At 46.1% G+C, this 15,514-nt stretch carries 14 protein-coding genes; 10 read left to right on the top strand and 4 right to left on the bottom strand.

Annotated features, from left to right (window positions below; all coding sequences use genetic code 11):
- Nucleotides 1-60 precede the first annotated feature (60 nt).
- The 8 genes from ACMXYX_RS17445 (at nucleotide 61) to ACMXYX_RS17410 (ending at nucleotide 10,053) form a co-directional block, all read left to right on the top strand.
- A complete protein-coding gene (locus ACMXYX_RS17445; protein WP_415882926.1) occupies nucleotides 61-867 on the top strand; it encodes a response regulator in 807 nt (268 codons plus the stop codon).
- Nucleotides 868-884: 17 nt separating this feature from the next.
- Complete coding sequence (locus ACMXYX_RS17440; protein WP_415882925.1) at nucleotides 885-1,244, top strand: response regulator; 360 nt, start codon at nucleotides 885-887, stop codon at nucleotides 1,242-1,244.
- Between the two features lie 10 nt (nucleotides 1,245-1,254).
- Nucleotides 1,255-1,734 carry a chemotaxis protein CheW gene (locus ACMXYX_RS17435; RefSeq protein WP_415897208.1) on the top strand — a complete coding sequence of 160 codons (480 nt, stop codon included), beginning with the start codon at nucleotides 1,255-1,257 and terminating at the stop codon, nucleotides 1,732-1,734.
- 21 nt (nucleotides 1,735-1,755) lie between these two features.
- Nucleotides 1,756-3,873 (top strand): methyl-accepting chemotaxis protein, encoded by a 2,118-nt coding sequence (locus tag ACMXYX_RS17430; protein ID WP_415882923.1) that lies wholly within the window; start codon nucleotides 1,756-1,758, stop codon nucleotides 3,871-3,873.
- A gap of 21 nt (nucleotides 3,874-3,894) precedes the next feature.
- Nucleotides 3,895-8,616 (top strand): response regulator, encoded by a 4,722-nt coding sequence (locus ACMXYX_RS17425; protein ID WP_415906336.1) that lies wholly within the window; start codon nucleotides 3,895-3,897, stop codon nucleotides 8,614-8,616.
- Between the two features lie 13 nt (nucleotides 8,617-8,629).
- On the top strand, nucleotides 8,630-9,400 hold the full coding sequence (locus ACMXYX_RS17420) for a hypothetical protein (RefSeq protein WP_415882921.1): 771 nt from the start codon (nucleotides 8,630-8,632) through the stop codon (nucleotides 9,398-9,400).
- Nucleotides 9,401-9,539: 139 nt separating this feature from the next.
- Entirely contained in the window at nucleotides 9,540-9,794 is a 255-nt protein-coding gene (locus ACMXYX_RS17415) for a type II toxin-antitoxin system Phd/YefM family antitoxin (protein ID WP_415882920.1), read from the top strand.
- Nucleotides 9,787-10,053 carry a Txe/YoeB family addiction module toxin gene (locus ACMXYX_RS17410; RefSeq protein WP_415897206.1) on the top strand — a complete coding sequence of 89 codons (267 nt, stop codon included), beginning with the start codon at nucleotides 9,787-9,789 and terminating at the stop codon, nucleotides 10,051-10,053. The genes ACMXYX_RS17415 and ACMXYX_RS17410 overlap by 8 nt, the downstream gene beginning before the upstream one ends.
- Nucleotides 10,054-10,111: 58 nt before the next feature.
- Here ACMXYX_RS17410 and ACMXYX_RS17405 read toward each other — a convergent pair whose 3' ends face one another.
- Nucleotides 10,112-11,050 carry an NADP-dependent oxidoreductase gene (locus ACMXYX_RS17405; protein WP_415882918.1) on the bottom strand — a complete coding sequence of 313 codons (939 nt, stop codon included), beginning with the start codon at nucleotides 11,048-11,050 and terminating at the stop codon, nucleotides 10,112-10,114.
- 208 nt (nucleotides 11,051-11,258) lie between these two features.
- Here ACMXYX_RS17405 and ACMXYX_RS17400 point away from each other — a divergent pair, with 208 nt between their 5' ends.
- Nucleotides 11,259-11,483 (top strand): hypothetical protein, encoded by a 225-nt coding sequence (locus tag ACMXYX_RS17400; protein ID WP_415882917.1) that lies wholly within the window; start codon nucleotides 11,259-11,261, stop codon nucleotides 11,481-11,483.
- A 60-nt stretch (nucleotides 11,484-11,543) separates the two neighbouring features.
- Nucleotides 11,544-12,266 (top strand): sulfate transporter CysZ, encoded by a 723-nt coding sequence (gene cysZ, locus ACMXYX_RS17395; protein WP_415906335.1) that lies wholly within the window; start codon nucleotides 11,544-11,546, stop codon nucleotides 12,264-12,266.
- A 55-nt stretch (nucleotides 12,267-12,321) separates the two neighbouring features.
- Here cysZ and phoR read toward each other — a convergent pair whose 3' ends face one another.
- The 3 genes from phoR to ubiA form a co-directional block, all read right to left on the bottom strand.
- The gene (phoR, locus tag ACMXYX_RS17390; protein ID WP_415882915.1) at nucleotides 12,322-13,641 is read right to left on the bottom strand and encodes a phosphate regulon sensor histidine kinase PhoR; all 1,320 of its coding nucleotides are present in this window, start codon (nucleotides 13,639-13,641) and stop codon (nucleotides 12,322-12,324) included.
- A gap of 20 nt (nucleotides 13,642-13,661) precedes the next feature.
- Nucleotides 13,662-14,357 carry a phosphate regulon transcriptional regulator PhoB gene (gene phoB, locus ACMXYX_RS17385; protein ID WP_415882914.1) on the bottom strand — a complete coding sequence of 232 codons (696 nt, stop codon included), beginning with the start codon at nucleotides 14,355-14,357 and terminating at the stop codon, nucleotides 13,662-13,664.
- A 124-nt stretch (nucleotides 14,358-14,481) separates the two neighbouring features.
- On the bottom strand, nucleotides 14,482-15,381 hold the full coding sequence (ubiA, locus tag ACMXYX_RS17380) for a 4-hydroxybenzoate octaprenyltransferase (RefSeq protein ID WP_415882913.1): 900 nt from the start codon (nucleotides 15,379-15,381) through the stop codon (nucleotides 14,482-14,484).
- Between the last annotated feature and the right edge of the window lie 133 nt (nucleotides 15,382-15,514).

Here is a 15,514-nt window from a genome sequence, read left to right as displayed (position 1 = left end):
ATCCGACTCCCCCTCGACTTTTGGCATATCCCATTTCATCTGTAAGGGTATGGGACTGATATGCTGATAGGTTCAATAGGTTTTCCTAACGATCAGCGAGTTAAGCTGGAAAAAATTTTCAAGCTGTCTAAACAGACTCGTTATACGTTGGTAACTCCCGATTTTTCTGAGCTTCCTGACTTGTTGCTCGTATTTGGGTTTGACCTCTCTCTATACCCCGAATTAGCGGATATTCCTCAAAGTTACCATGCTCGCATCATTTTGGTCGGCCGTGGTAAACCTGAAACGAAGGAATATGCTCATCTTGGCTACCCGTTGGTATCCTCTCGTGTTTTACGTGCTTTGGATAAGATGACTCGTGAAAACGAAGAGATGGATCTTGAGACTGCTAAACAGGAACCGAAAGAAGATACTTTCAGTAAATACACTGCACCAGAGCCTACGGAAAGTGCCGCAGTTGAAAGTGGTCGAACCAGTTATCAAGTGCTGGTGGTGGATGATAACGATGTCATGCAACAGGCATTAAATGCTGAGCTACAGCAGTTACCCCTACCAGTTAATGTGCATTTTGCCGGTTCTGGTGAAGAAGCACTCGCGAACGTAACAGATCATAGTTATGACTTTATTTTTCTGGATGTGGTTATGCCTGGAATGGATGGGTTTGAAGCCTGTACAGAGATGCGTAAACGTCCAGAACTAAAGAAAACCCCAATTATCATGCTGACCTCTAAGACTTCTCCTATGGATGAGGTGAAGGGAATTATGTCTGGCTGTTCCACTTATCTGACTAAGCCAATTGTGCATGAAGAGTTTCAGAAGGTGATCGGCCGAGTATCCAATTGGGTTGATGAATTTCAGAAAGCGTAAGTTAATGGAGCTATCCAGTGAAAAAAGTATTGGTTGTTGAAGATGACCTGGTTCAGCAGAAGCATATTTGTACAGTATTGGCTTCTTGCGGTGTTGAAGTAGTCGCTGCTAACGATGGCAAGCAGGGGCTTGAAAAGGCAAAGACAGAAAATCCAGATCTAATTTTTATGGATATTGTCATGCCTGAAATGGATGGTTACTCAGCCTGTCGTCAGATTACGTCTGACGAAGCAACAAAACATATTCCAGTAGTGATTGTATCGAGTAAAAACGAAGAGGCCGATAAGGTTTGGGCACAGTTACAAGGTGCAACAGCCATGGTTTCAAAGCCATTTACTGATGCAGAACTAATGGCGCAAATTTCTGCTTTAACTTGAGAAATACGCGATGGATGCTCAGCTAACAACAAATATAAAAGCGGATGATCAGCCTAGCATTCACCAGATCCGGCATGGTTTTGAGATTGGTAGTTACCAACTACTTATCTCGGAACTGACCCGGGCAGAGGTAGCGAAAGCTCCCTCAATTTGTTCGATCCCATCTACACCAGACTGGTTCGCCGGATTTATGAATCACCGTGGCGAAACGGTGCCTGTTTACGATCTGAATAGGTACCTGCAAATCTTAGATGGCAACACAGCTCCACAATCGTGGGTATTGCTGATCGATGATCATCCGAAGACCGTTGGCGTCTTGTTGACCCAACCACCTCAGAGTATCACGGACCCAGTTTTACTGGATCAAGCATGTGGAGATCTGCCTGATGTTATCAGTCAGGCAGCAGGACAGGTATATGAGCATCAAGACCAGCACTGGGTCGAAATTGATCATCACCGATTGTTCCTAGCCTTGAAGAAACAGTTTTAAAAAGTACGGAGTGAGCGAGCTATGCAGTCTTTTTGGGAATTTAAGAACATACGGATACCGATTAAGTTCGCAATCGTTTTAGGATTGCTCTGTGCCGGTCTGTTCTTTATGAGTGCATCCTACTACCAGACGATCGTTCTGCAAGAGGAAGCAAAACAACGTTCTCAAAACCTAAATAGCTTCTTGCTACTGGTACGAGACATTCAGGAGAGTGTTGCTGAGGCGCGTTTTCAGGAGAAGAGCTTTCAGGTAGCAAAGGAGATGGATCGTCTATCTATCTATAACGATGTAATGGCTAAATTGGATCAAGATATCCTGAGCCTTAAAGCTTACCTACGGACCGATAAAGATAAACAGCTAGTTGAACAGTTCCAAGTCATTATGGATCAGTATCAGGACGTATTCTATGATGCTTCTGAAACAGCAATTCAGATTGGTGTAAACAAGAACGAAGGTTTAGCAGCGGAAATTCGTACCCTTATTTCACAAACAGAGCCTCTAGTTCTATGGATCAACCGTAACTGGGTTCGTGATCAATTGTCGGTTGTGCAAACCGATCTTGATAAATATATCGCTACTGATGGTCGGGAAGTTGACTTAGATATTATTCAAACAGACCTGTATACCATCAAGCGACAGATCCAAACGGCCCACTTGGATTCTAGTAAAGTTAAATCACTATCCGATAGCCGTGCGTCTGCTTCAGGCAATATCGAGCAGATTGAATTATTGGTTACCGAACTAGCAGAAGCGATCGAGCGTAAACAAACTCAGTTTGCCAGCCTACAAGAGATTATCGATAAACTGGCTCCAAAGATTGATGAAGTAACCGAGCTAGCAGCAAGCTACAAGGTACAAAACGATCTGTTGATTGCTGACGATACCACTGAGATGGCGACCTACTTCTTGATCTCTATCGGCTTGATGATCGTGGCGATGGCCATCTCTCTATCCATCATCAAATATGGCGTAATCGATCCACTGAAAACTATCCAGTCAGCGGTAGATAAAGTACGTGAAGGCGATGTCGAAGCACGAAGTGGCTTGGACACGCAAGACGAATTGGGTCAGCTATCGAGCGTATTGGATAACATGCTTGATGAGAAAGAGAACGCACTTCAAGTTAAGGAACAAGAGAACCAACGCCTTAACAGCTCGATCATTACTTTGATCCAGAACGTATTCCAGATTTCCCAGCGAGACCTAACAGTGCGCGTACCTGTAGCAGAAGATGTAACGGGTGCGGTATCTGATTCCATTAACCAGTTGGTAGAGTCGATCGAATCGGTATTGCAGGAAGTAAACAGCGTATCCACCCGTGTAAATGATGCATCGGTTCAGGTGAAATCTCAGTCCGAAACGGTATTGAGCTATGCGGAACGAGAGAAAGAGGAGATCAGTGAAACATTGAACGGTTTGGACTCCGCAATTCGTGCAATGGAATTGATCTCTAAACTGGCCGTACTGTCGAACAACGCATCTCAGAAAGCGATCAAAACATCTGAAACGGCGATGGACTCAGTATCTCAGACGATCGACAGTATCAACAAAATCCGCCAGACCATCCATGAGGCGGAAAAACGTATCAAACGCTTGGGTGAACGTTCTCAAGAGATCGGTGGTATCGTCAACCTAATCAACAACATCTCGGAACGTACCCACGTACTATCCCTTAACGCGAGTATGCACGCGGCGTCAGCTGGTGAAGCGGGTCGTGGTTTGATGGTGGTAGTAGATGAGGTACAACGTCTTGCGGAGAACTCCCGTGAAGCGACCTCTGAGATCGAATCTCTAGTAAATAATATCCAGCTTGAGACATCGGATACTATTAACGTAATCAACAACGTAATCACTGACGTAGTCGAGGGCACGCGCCTAGCGGAAGAAGCGGGTGAGCGTATGGATGAGACCCGTGCCACTACTCAGACTCTGGTAGATTCCGTAGTACGTATCGCACACAGCTCGGTGAAACAGGCGAAAGTAGCGGAAGAGCTACGTACCCGTGCAAACAGCATTAACGAAACCACTCAAGCGACCAACGCCGAAATGAAGCAGCAGGCTCAGCTATCCGATGAGCTGGTAGACGCGGCCGACGAGCTTCAGAAATCAGTTAGTGTATTTAAACTCGCTTCATCCTGAGAATAGGTGGGATAGAGATCAATGTTTGATCCTAAACTAGCCATCGAGTGGCTGACAGCGAAGCAGAAGCTTTGCCTGAAAATGGAGCTGCCTCTAACAGAACTGGTAGTCGAGCTGTATGAGTACGTAGACCAGTTTAGTGAGCATAACCTTACCGGGCTATCTGACTTTCTAGCGTTGTATGCTGAGCTGTTGGAGTCTTTAGATGAGACTCAACTAAAGCAAACCGAAACCGTTATGTCAGAGATTTCTGACAAACTGCAGGGCTTGTTTTCTCAGTCACCAGAGGAAGTCGCGCAAGGCTTAGTGACGTTATTGCAAAGTGACGATTGGCCAGAGCCCGTAGTTGCTGAAGATGCTGAATTCCTACTCGAACTTTTACAAGATGACGGTTGCCAGCTGCAATCACAATCACAGGTAAGTGATGTTGAACAGGTTGAACTGACTGCAGAAGTTGATGAGTCGAATGCTTCTGAGGCAGATTCAGAATCACCTAGCCATCCGATTGCGGTTGAGTTGGTTGAGCTTTTACAAGCTATCGCTGTTTCATTATCTACGCTCTCTGAAGAGCAATCTGATCACCTCTATGATCTGATTGATCGCTGCTCTGAAGATGATTTGACCGGTGTGGCGGATACGCTGGCGCTTTACGGTGAGCTACTTCAGCAAATAGATGAGCTGGAAGATGCCCAGATTGTGACGCAATTAAATACAGCACTCATCAACCTTCTACAGAACTTAAACCCTCAAGAGATTGAGCCGGCACTCGAATTGATGAAAGACTCAGCTTGGGTAGAACCGGTCGTTGATGAGGATGTTAGCTTCCTGATTGATCTACTGCGCAGCGATTTTAATACCTTAGCAGGCGATGTTGCGCTGAAGAGCTCTGATGATGTGGAAGAACTTGTAACAGAACCTGAACTATCTATTGATCCAATAGAGTCAGCTGCATCTGCTGAGCAATGTTGGCCTGAACTTGTGCCATTGTTGCGACAAATGGCAGTTGATATCGCCCTGTTTGAAGCTGAATATAGCGATCAATTCTATGATTTGATTGATCGCTATTCCGAAGAGGATTGGGCAGGTATTGCTGATATGTTGGCCCTGTATGGCGAGCTATTACAGCAACTCGGGGAGCTTGAAGGTTCTCACATAGCTACCAAGCTAAATAGTGCGATTATTCGTTTGTTAGAGCAACCAAGTGAACAGAATATTGATTCACTACTGGCCCTTATGAATGATTCCGCATGGATTGAACCTGTGCCTGAGGAAGACGCTAGTTTTCTTCGCGATCTGTTATTGGGTGATTGTCAGAAATTAGGTGTTGAATGTGATGACACCGCTCAAAGTGAATTGCTTGAGCCGTCGATCGAAGCTGATCTGCCACAACCTTCACAAAGTGACATATCGAATAAACTGCCAGCATTATTGCCATTGCTACGGCAGGTTGGCGAGGATCTAGATCGTTTTGAAGAACTCCACTCCGATCAATTCTACGAGTTAATTGATGATTATTCTGAGGATGATTGGACCGGTATTACTGACATGCTTGCGTTGTACGGAGAGCTACTACTGCAAGTACCTGAATTATCAGACCTAGCGGTAGTCGAACAGCTACATCGTGCGATAGAAAATCTATTAGAGTCTGCAGATGATCAACAGGTTGAGTCTGTATTGAATTTGATGGTTGAGTCCGGTTGGTCAGAGCCTGTTTTGGCTGAAGATACCGATTTCTTAAAGCCCCTTCTTGCGCAAGATTTAGAGCGATTACGTGAAGAGTTTAGTAGCAGCGATTCATGTGATGACGAAGCTGATGTTGTTGAAGAGTTAGTGGTTGAAGAGCTAGTGGTTGAAGCTGAAGCTAGTGTCGCAATTCTGCCTGAAGCACCGGCTTTCTGTGAGATTGATCAGGCTGTGTTGGAGCAGGGGAGTGCCCAAGTGGATCCTGCGGTTGTCACAATGCTGTCACAATCAATCCAGCAGCTATCTGATCAGTGGTTGCAGACTGAGATAGAGCCATCAACGGTAGAAGAGAGCATTGATGGTCTAGAAACCGTTATTCGTGCACTACAGACCATTAACCTTAATGGTGCAAAAGTGCTGGTTGAAGGCTTAATTGCGAACCTAAGTTATCTACAGCAACATCAGATTCCGCTTCTAGAAGACAAAATTAATGCAGTTTATAGCGCCCTTAACTGCTTACTGGATTACTTCTCCGATCTCGGTGCTGCAGAACATCAACAAGCACTGTTGACTGCTTTTAGTCATGAATCCCTGCCTTGCAGACCTACGGCTGAAGAAACTAAATATATTACTGATCTGTTTGCGCTGGCTTCGCTGCAGACCAGTGATGATCTGGTGCGGGAGGAAGCCAAACCTGAAGATGTTGAATTACATGAGTCGGGTGAAATCGATCCTCAGTTATCGGATATGCTGTACAACGAACTACCGACGCTGTCGGACGAATACTTAGACAGTATTCAGCAGTTGTTGGATCAGGAGCATAAGCCTGCATTACGTAGTGCTCAGCGTGCGGTACATACCTTGAAAGGCTTGGCCAATATGGCGGGTATCAAGGGCTTGGCTAACTTGGCTCACCGCCTAGAAGATGTATTGGAATTCTTAGCGGATCAGGATCAGCTGCCTACAGGTAGTTTGAAAGATGATCTGTTTGAAGCGTCTGATTGCTTAGCTGCAATGGCAGAGGCTATCACTGCAGGCGGGCGCGCGCCTGACAATGCTCTTTCGACGTTACAGTTGATCATGGATTGGGATTACCGCCTTAAAACAGAAGGTGTGGACGCCCTTGATAAAGAACAAGAACGTACAGTTGTAGAACCGGCGGTTGCAAGTGCTGATGATTCTGCTGATGTGACTGAAAAACCACAAGCAAGTGAAGCAGAGGCTCCTGCAGTAGACAGCGCTCGAGAAGAAAACCAGGTCTTCCGAGTACCGCGTACGGTATTGGACTCCCTGTTCCGTTTGGCGGGTGAGTCAAATACGTTGAACGCCCAGCTTGATGAAGAGGTTACACAGTTACGCGGCTTTACTCGAACTAACCGTGAGCGTCATCGTAACTTGCAGCGTGTTCTCTTTGAATTGGAGCAACAGTTCAGCGAGCAGATGAATCTACAGCCTCACCTGGATGAAAACGCGGATGACTTCGACCCACTTGAGATGGACCGCTATAACGAAATGCACACGACCATCTCTCGTGTACAAGAGGCGGTAGCAGACGTGCGTGAGGTAACTCAGGAGATGGAAGGGCATATCCATAGCTTGAGTACCCTCCATATCGCGCAATCCAGCTTGCAGAAAGAGACCCTCGACAATGTTTTAAGTACACGACAAGTCGAAGTCAGTACGATCTCTTCACGTTTACAGCGTATCTTGCGACAAGTATGCCGTTCTACCGGTAAAGAGGCACGTTTGGTTATTCAGGGTGAAGATACGCTGGTGGATAGCAATATCTTGAATCAGCTAGCTGACCCTCTGATGCATATCATTCGAAATGCGGTCGATCATGGTCTAGAAAGTACAGGTTTAAGGCGTCAACGAGGTAAGCCTGAGCAGGGTACGATCACTTTAAGTTTCGGCCTCCACGATGGTCAGATCAAAGTAAGCTGTAAAGATGACGGTGATGGCATCAATACCCAGCGGGTATTAGCAGTGGCTCATGATAAGAAATTGATCGAGCCTGATCTGCCATTGAGTTCAGATGATGTATACCGACTCATACTTATTCCTGGTTTCTCAACTCGTGATGAAATTAGTCAATTGTCCGGTCGCGGCATTGGTATGGATGTGGTGTATCAGCAGATCTTGCGCCTACAAGGTACCTTGGATATCCAATCGACCTCAGGTGAAGGTACAGCCTTTACCTTGGCGATGCCTGCCAGCTCCTTGATGGTTAAAACTTTGCTAGTTCGCTGTGGTAAACAGGTATTTGCTTTATCTGGGCATGGTGTTGAGCAGAGCTTAATTTCGCTGGATGGCCAGTTCCAAGAAACCGAAGAGGAGCTTTCCTTTATCCACGAAGGTGAGAGCTATCCAGTATTTATGCTGGAAAACCTTCTGCATCAACGTAAGCATCTCTATCTTGAGCCGGGTGCCGTACACCCAGTATTGATTGTTAATATGGCACAAGGTGAACGAGTGGCTGTTTTGGTCAAAGAGATCATCGCTCACCGAGAACTGGCCTTTAAACAGATGGGCGAATATGTACCGGATCTTCCAGGTATTCCGGGCCTTACTATTCTTGCCAACGGTGAAGCGGCGCCAATCGTCGATTTACCAGCACGTATTCGACATCAACGTACAACATTGTCCGATCAGCCAGTGCTGATTGACAGTGATATAGATTTGGAGCTTCCACGCTTATTGGTTGTGGATGATTCATTGAGTGCGCGGAAATCTCTTGAGACCTTGTTGAAAGACACCGGTTATGAAGTGATGACGGCGATAGACGGTTTGGATGCGTTGAATCAGGTGCGTAAGCGCCAGCCTGATTTAATTCTGACTGATATGGAGATGCCTCGTATGGGGGGCGTTGAACTTTCCACCATATTGAAAAACCGTGAAGAAACGGCTCATATCCCAGTGATAATGATCACCTCGCGATCGACTGATAAACATAGATTAGAGGCAACGGATGCAGGAGTCGATGTGTATCTGACCAAACCATGGTCAGAAAACCATTTGTTAGATCAGGTGGAGAGCTTATTAGCTGAAGCTTGCGTCTAAAAAGGAGTATCTGATGCGTTTGATTCGTTATGTTTTGATGAGTTTTCTCTTTCTCAGCGGTCACAGTGCTGCTGAGATAACCTCTATTGAACATGCCATAAATACGGCTTCTCACCAGAGTATGCTGACTCAGCAGATGCTGAAGGATTACATGCTGATAGGTTTATCGGTGCGTGGGCGTAAGGCAGAGCAAGAGTTAGCTGAATCGATCAAAGATTACGAGAAAACCCAAAAACAGATTTTGGCTTATGCTAAGACAGATGCTGAGAAACAAGCGTTAAAGCGTGCAGCTGAGCAATGGAAAGTGGTTAAGCCGCTTTATCTTGCTCCTCCTTCTCGAGAAAAAGCGGCCGAAGTCAGACAAGCAACCGAACTGTTGCTGCAACAGTGGAGTGCGGTCACTATGGAGATCGTAGAGAATAACGATAGTCGCTTTGGCAAAGTGATTAGCAACGCAGGCTTTGTCCGCATGTTGGCACAACGTGTTACCAGCCACTACGCGCTACGTGCATGGGGTTTTCAGGATGAGTACAGCGAAGCCTTTATCAGCTCACTACAATTGTTTGAACAGAACCGAGCGGAATTAGAAGGCGACCCGCTTAATAACGATCAGATCAAATCTGAACTGAGCAAAATCCAACGTGACTTTAAGCGCTTTAAGGGACTATCAGATTCAGCGTCTGATAAAGGGCGTTTAGCCCTAGTGGTGAGATCTGCCGAAAAAATCACCACCAGTATGGATAAAGTCACTGCGATGTATGTTTATCAAGGTTTGAGCTTTTAATAGTTATTTATAGTTAGCCATCAGGGGGTAATAGCTAAGTTATTGCCCCTCGTTCAGATCATCCATACATGTTCAACTTTCTGTACATTACAGAATGCCTTTCCTATACTTGTACTATTAATTGTACAGGTAATGTTTTATGAAAATTGTTTCCTTCACCGAAGCGCGTAATGGCTTGAAGGCTGTTTTGGACGGTGTGGTTAATGATGCGGATACAACTGTTATTACTCGGAGGGATTCCGAAGATGCGGTGGTCATGTCATTAGATTACTACAACAGTTTAATGGAGACTGTTCACCTTCTGCGTTCCCCTAAAAATGCTGAACACTTAGATCGGTCAATTGCACAGTATCGAGCGGGTCAGACTAAGGAGCGTGAGTTGATTGATGAGTAATCCAAGACTTTTATCATGGACCGATGAAGCTTGGGGGGATTATCTCTATTGGCAAACCCAAGATAGAAAAACACTTAAACGTATCAATAAGCTCATCATAGATTCTAAGCGTTCGCCTTTTGAAGGCGTCGGTAAGCCTGAGCCCCTAAAGGAAAATCTTGCAGGTTTTTGGTCTCGTAGGATTGATGATACCAACAGGCTTGTTTACGCCGTAGATGATCAAGCTATCACGATCATCTCTTGTCGTTATCATTATTAGAATTTGACGATTAGTAAGCAGGGTGCAATAGGAACCTATTGCACCCTGCTAGGTGTCTTCAGATAGTCAAAACTAACTTGCCCTGAGTTCTACCAGATCTGCTGGCATCAAAAGCATCACCGACTTTTTCAATAGGATAAGTGTCAGCCAGTTGAAGCTCTAGCTTACGGTCGGCATAAAGACCTGCTAAGCGATCTAGTTGTTCGCTATTCGCTTCTACACGGATAGGCTCTACTTTCACCTTCATCGCTTTACCCGCTGCGATAACCTCATCTTTGGTCACTGATGGCAGTGTTACTAGCGTACCGCCAGGCTTCACACAGTTAAGCGCTTCGATACCGATCTCGCCGCCCATACCGTCAATAACCAGATCGACATTATCGATATGATCGGTGATTTTGTCGTTGTGGTAATCGATCACTAGGTCCGCACCGAGTGATTTCAAGAACTCATGGTTTTTAGCCGATGCAGTCGTTGCAACGCGCGCGCCCATCCATTTCGCTAGTTGAATCGCTAAGTGACCGACACCGCCAGCACCTGCCAGAATCACCACTTGCTGGGATGCCTGTAGATGGCCTTTATCAAACAGTGCCTGCCATGCGGTTAGACCTGCTAAACCTAAACCTGCTGCTGCTTCAACTGGTAGACCTTCAGGGCGAAGGCTAATCTGATCTGCTGGAGCTGCAATATACTCAGCAAAGCAGCCTGCTGCTTCAGGGAAGCGGATTAAACCGAATACTTCATCACCGACACTAAATTCAGTGACATCATCGGCAATGGCTTCAATCGTGCCTGCAAATTCCCAACCAGGAACAAAAGGTAACTCGCCAATAAACGGCGCTGCGCCGCCGCCCGAACAGGTTTTCCAATCGATCGGGTTTACGCCAGCGGCTTTGTTTTTGACAAGGACTTCACCTGAATTCAGTTCAGGTTTATCCAGTTCGGTATATTTTAAGACGTCGTTGGAACCAAACTGTGCAATTTGTATCGCTTTCATTTACTACTCCAGCAGCTGCGTAATACTAGCGTCGTTAATCTGCGCTATGGTCTGGTGGAAAAATAAGTCGCTCAACCAAGGCAGTGCAGCCGACTACATTGTTTTTTGGTACGCTAGGGAACCGTTTTCGGTTCAAAGGTCATCTGATCAATGAGCCGTAAGCATAAAACGGGTTACTTTCTACTGGCAATAAGTAAAGGCGAATGTGATGTATCTGGCAATATTAGAGCAATTTTTATTTTGGGGTGGTTTGCTAGTATTTTTGGTTTCTCTAGCGATGTACGCTGGACGCACCAAAGACTTTAAGTCGCTGGTGGAATTTTGGAAACCTACCATGGATATGACAAAGCGGGAATTTAACGTAAACCGCGTCGGTCTTATGATGATGATAGGTGCTGTTGCGATTAAATTAATTGTATTTTTAACTTACTAAAAGGTAATTATGAAAGGAAATCCAGTAAGAGGTGGAAGCTATGTTTTACGGGGCTTGCAGATGTTGCCAGACCCGGAGATTCGTCCCTTTGTACTTGTCCCACTACTAACCAATATTGTGCTGTTTGTAACCGCGATTTGGTTACTGTTTAGTAACTTTGGCGCTTGGGTCGATAGCTTAATTACAACGTTTCTACCTGATTGGGAGTGGTTGCAGTTCCTGCACTACGTTTTATGGCCAGTGATGGCCTTGTTAGTTATTGTCTTTGTTTATTACGGCTTCTCTATAGTGGCCAATATCATTGCTGCGCCCTTTAATGGCTTCCTATCTGAGAAAGTAGAGAAGCGTCTACGTGGTGATGTAGTCACTGACGATGGTTGGAAAGAGGTGGTAGCGCTGATCCCAAGAGCGATTGGCCGCGAGCTTTCTAAGTTGGCCTATTACCTACCGCGTGTCCTGTTTCTGTTGGTGCTGTCATTTATTCCGGTGATTAACCTGATCTCGCCTTTCTTGTGGATCTTGTTTGGTGCTTGGATGATGGCGATTCAGTACTGCGACTATCCGATGGATAACAACAAAGTTAGCTTCAAGAATATGAAGCTGATGTTGAAGTCTGATCGCCTAACGTCAATCGGTTTTGGTGGCTTGATTCAACTTGGCATGCTGGTGCCATTATTGAACTTGATTCTTATGCCTGCTGCGGTAGTTGGTGCAACCATCTACTGGGTTGAGGCCCACTCAACAACTGAGATCGATCTGGACCAAAAGCGTCTGGAATCGTAAATAAATAAACGGCCTGCTTTGAGCAGGCCGTTTTGTTTTATCTCTTCGAATAAGCTTAAGCGGAATGTTCATCTTCCACATGAGACGGTGCGATCATCTCTGTTGGGAAGTGACAGGCAAAGGTACTGCCTTTCCCTAGCTTACTCTTAATCGTTAGCTGACCACCGTGACGTGCCAGTACGTGCTTCACAATGGCTAAGCCAAGGCCGGTACCACCGCTAGCAGAAGAACGACTCTCATCCACTCGATAGAAACGCTCGGTTAGACGTGGTAGATGCATCGCTTCAATGCCCGGACCTGTGTCTTTTACCGAGAAGTGGCCGCCTTGCTCGTCAGTCCACCAACGTACTTCAATCTTGCCGTTAGCCGGGGTGTAACGCACAGCGTTAAATACCAGGTTTGAAAAGGCACTGTGCAGCTCAATCTCTTGGCCGTTAAGGTCAAAAGCGTTGTCGATATCGAGTGTGATCTGATGATCTTTATCCAGCGTTTTCGCCAGTTGCTCCGCATCTTCGACAATATGAGTTAGGACACTATGGATCTGGATCGGGTGTTCGTCTGATGCTTGATTACTGGCTTCTAAGCGCGATAGCAGCAACAGGTCTGAAACTAAGTTTTCCATTCGGCGCGCTTGGTTTTGCATAGAACTCAAACCGCGCAGCAACGGTTTTGGCAGGGCTTGGTCCAAGAAGGTCTCCAAGTACCCTCGAATCACTGTAAGCGGTGTACGCAGCTCGTGAGAAGCGTTAGCAACGAAGTCTTGTCGTGTTTGTTCCAGTCGTATTAATCGAGAGACATCTCGAGCAACGAGCAAGCGGTCTTCATCACCAAAGCGTGTGATATGAAACTGGATCTGCATATCATTGTGTGCTGGTGATGGCAGGGTAATAGAGTCGTTGTATTGACCGCGTTTGTAATAGCGTACAAAGCGTGGATCACGCAGCAGGTTCATGACCGGCATACCGCGGTCCGATTCCTGATTAAGTCCTAACAGATGGATGGCAGACTTATTCCACCACTCTAGGTTGTGGTGTCTATCGATGATAATAATGGCATCGGATAGGGCAGACGTTGAGTCCTGAAAGCGCGAAATAATGCTTTTTAAGCGATCTTCACGTTTTTGGCGGCCACGTTGCAGGCGCGATAGCTCATCAAAAAGCTCACCCCAGTGACCTGTGCACTCAGGTGGTTCCTCTTCCACTTCGGATTGGAACCACTGCATCAAGCGGTTGAATTGGCGTGCCTGAAAAACGGCCCATACAAACAGGCTTAACGCTAAAGCCCAACTTGGGTAACCAATTAATAGCCCCAAAGCAAAGGAGCATCCACTCACCAGCAATAAGCTGGTAAACATCGAGTGGCGGTTTTTGTGCATGGTTTTTCCTTGCTAACTAATCAGGCTACATCGGCAGAGAAGCGGTAACCCGTTCCTCTGACTGTTTGTACCAGATAGTCGTGACGCTCGCCAAGTGCTTTTCGTAAACGACGGATATGAACATCAACAGTACGTTCTTCAACGTAGACGTTACCACCCCACACCATATCCAGTAGTTGGCCGCGAGAGTATGCACGATCTTGGTGTGTCATAAAGAATTGCAGTAGGCGAAATTCAGTCGGGCCAAGTTCAATTGGTGTTTGATCAGACGTTACGCGATGTGAAATAGGGTCTAGGGTTAGACCGTCCACTGTAACTGGCTCTTCAATACCTTTAGGTGTCGTACGGCGCAGTACAGTCTTTAGACGAGCTACGAGTTCGCGTGGCGAAAAGGGTTTAGTGATGTAGTCGTCTACACCGGTTTCTAAGCCTTTAATTTTATTATCTTCATCGGTTTTAGCCGTGAGCATAATAATTGGGATATCGGCAGTGGTTTCATCTTTACGCAGACGGCGCGCAAATTCGATTCCACTCATGCCTGGCATCATCCAGTCCAACAAGACCATATCTGGCTTGTCATCCACGATCAGGCCGTGTGCTTCTGTGGCATTGCTTGCTTCAAAGCAGTCGTAGCCAGCCATTTCTAGCGCAACAGCGATCATTTCGCGAATTGGCGCCTCATCATCAACAATCAGGACGCGTTTGGATAGAGACATGCGTAATTGCCCTTTTCAACTCAATTTATCGACGCCAATATTAGAAGACAATAGTGTTACACAAATATGACAAGCGGTAACAATTCGCCATAAACAGTTAAAAAGTAGCTGATTTTAAGGTGTTTTACAGTAAATCTAAGGCCGCATAATGGCCTGCAAGGCCAATAAAAATCGCTAAACCCGCGTAATGATTGTTCAAGAAAGCCTTAAAACAGGCATCGCGCTCGCGATCTCTAATCAATAGTTGCTGATAAACAAATAGTCCGCCTGCCACAGCAAGACCCACATAGTAGATCCAGCCCAGTTGTAACTTCATTCCCAGTAGTACAAATGTAAGTAGGGTAGAAGCCTGAAGCACACCAATAATCACTTTATCAGCATCGCCAAACAGAATAGCGGTGGATTTCACCCCGATCTTAAGGTCGTCATCGCGATCCACCATGGCATACATAGTGTCGTAGGCTACAGTCCACAGCAGCGTAGCTATATAGATCAGCCACGCGTAGGAAGGGACGGTTTCATTTACAGCGGTAAAGGCCATAGGAACCGACCAGGCAAATGCTGCACCTAGCACCACTTGTGGTAGGTGGGTATAGCGCTTCATAAACGGATAGCAGGCCGCGAGTAAGAGGCCGCCACCGGATAACAGGATAGTGGTGAGATTGGTAAAGAGTACGGCAATAAACGCGATCAGCATTAGTCCAGCAAATAGCACTAAGGCTTCTTTGGCGGTCACTATACCTGCTGGAATAGGGCGCTGTGCAGTACGTTTTACATGACCATCAATTTTACGGTCAGCAAAGTCATTGATGACACAGCCAGCGGAGCGGGTTAGGAAAACCCCAAGGGTAAAGATAATAAGGATGTCATAGCTTGGAACACCTTCGGCAGCAATCCAAAGTGCCCAGTAGGCCGGCCAAAGCAGTAGATAGATCCCAATTGGCTTTTCTACACGCATAAGGCGGCTGTAACCAATCAGTTTTTCTTTGGTCGAAATCGGTGTTGAGGTGCTCGGTGAAGCCATGATCAAGCTCTGCTTAACAAGGTTTCGGCCATTCTACCTCTCCAGCTGGTCGCTGGAAACGCTGAGTTAATCTTAACTCGCGATGAGAGCGGTTACCCTCTAGTTTTCTCCTCTGTAGAGAGGAAAAACTGAC

This window comes from Neptuniibacter sp. QD72_48, assembly GCF_047778065.1.
In the GTDB taxonomy this organism is placed as follows: Bacteria; Pseudomonadota; Gammaproteobacteria; order Pseudomonadales; family Balneatricaceae; genus Neptuniibacter.
This window is presented reverse-complemented; position numbering and strand designations above follow the sequence as displayed.

Excerpts from the sequence above, each read along its gene's own strand:
- ACMXYX_RS17435 (WP_415897208.1), top strand. The coding sequence starts at position 1,255 with ATGGATGCTCAGCTAACAACAAATATAAAAGCGGATGATCAGCCTAGC.
- ubiA (WP_415882913.1), bottom strand. The coding sequence starts at position 15,381 with ATGGCTTCACCGAGCACCTCAACACCGATTTCGACCAAAGAAAAACTG.
- ACMXYX_RS17445 (WP_415882926.1), top strand. The coding sequence starts at position 61 with ATGCTGATAGGTTCAATAGGTTTTCCTAACGATCAGCGAGTTAAGCTG.
- phoR (WP_415882915.1), bottom strand. The coding sequence starts at position 13,641 with ATGCACAAAAACCGCCACTCGATGTTTACCAGCTTATTGCTGGTGAGT.
- cysZ (WP_415906335.1), top strand. The coding sequence starts at position 11,544 with ATGTTGCCAGACCCGGAGATTCGTCCCTTTGTACTTGTCCCACTACTA.
- phoB (WP_415882914.1), bottom strand. The coding sequence starts at position 14,357 with ATGTCTCTATCCAAACGCGTCCTGATTGTTGATGATGAGGCGCCAATT.
- ACMXYX_RS17405 (WP_415882918.1), bottom strand. The coding sequence starts at position 11,050 with ATGAAAGCGATACAAATTGCACAGTTTGGTTCCAACGACGTCTTAAAA.
- ACMXYX_RS17425 (WP_415906336.1), top strand. The coding sequence starts at position 3,895 with ATGTTTGATCCTAAACTAGCCATCGAGTGGCTGACAGCGAAGCAGAAG.
- ACMXYX_RS17410 (WP_415897206.1), top strand. The coding sequence starts at position 9,787 with ATGAGTAATCCAAGACTTTTATCATGGACCGATGAAGCTTGGGGGGAT.
- ACMXYX_RS17400 (WP_415882917.1), top strand. The coding sequence starts at position 11,259 with ATGTATCTGGCAATATTAGAGCAATTTTTATTTTGGGGTGGTTTGCTA.
- ACMXYX_RS17420 (WP_415882921.1), top strand. The coding sequence starts at position 8,630 with ATGCGTTTGATTCGTTATGTTTTGATGAGTTTTCTCTTTCTCAGCGGT.
- ACMXYX_RS17430 (WP_415882923.1), top strand. The coding sequence starts at position 1,756 with ATGCAGTCTTTTTGGGAATTTAAGAACATACGGATACCGATTAAGTTC.
- ACMXYX_RS17415 (WP_415882920.1), top strand. The coding sequence starts at position 9,540 with ATGAAAATTGTTTCCTTCACCGAAGCGCGTAATGGCTTGAAGGCTGTT.